This window comes from Pseudomonas sp. 51_B (assembly GCF_017491595.1).
Taxonomy (GTDB): Bacteria; Pseudomonadota; Gammaproteobacteria; order Pseudomonadales; family Pseudomonadaceae; genus Aquipseudomonas; species Aquipseudomonas promysalinigenes.
The window spans coordinates 1-469 of sequence record NZ_JAFGYW010000314.1 but is presented as its reverse complement, the minus strand read 5'-3'; the positions used below and the strand labels follow the sequence as shown (position 1 = coordinate 469).

General features: G+C 70.8%; 1 pseudogene. It reads left to right on the top strand.

Annotated elements, in window-relative coordinates:
* Window positions 1-469, top strand: a pseudogene (locus J5M56_RS25000) (hypothetical protein); the annotation flags it as partial.

Sequence of the window (469 nt, the reverse complement as noted above, 5' to 3'; positions counted from 1 at the left end):
TCGCGCCGATGTATAACGCTGCGCTCGACAAGACGCGCGAGCTCGCCGACAGGCTGCTGACAACGATTCAGGCACACCCACAGGCAACGAAGGTAGTCGTCGCGCTCGCGGGCGGCTTCGCCGCGCTGCTCGCGGTGCTCGGCACGTTCACGATCGTTCTCGCCGGCGTGCTCGGCCCGCTCGCCGTCGTGCGTTTCAGCATGGCGACGCTCGGCATCCAGGGCGGCATCCTGTCGCGCGCGCTCGGCATCGGCGCGGCCGCATGGCGGATGTTCGGCACGGCCGCGATGGGTGCCGGCCGCCTGTTGCTCACGACGCCGATTGGCCTATACGCCGCGGCGTTCGCCGCCGCCGCGCTGCTGATCTACCGCTATTGGGGGCCGATCAAGGCGTTCGTCGGGGGCGCGCTCACGGCGATCGGCGATGCACTGGCGCCGATCGGCGTCGCGCTTCGGGGCGCATTGCAGCC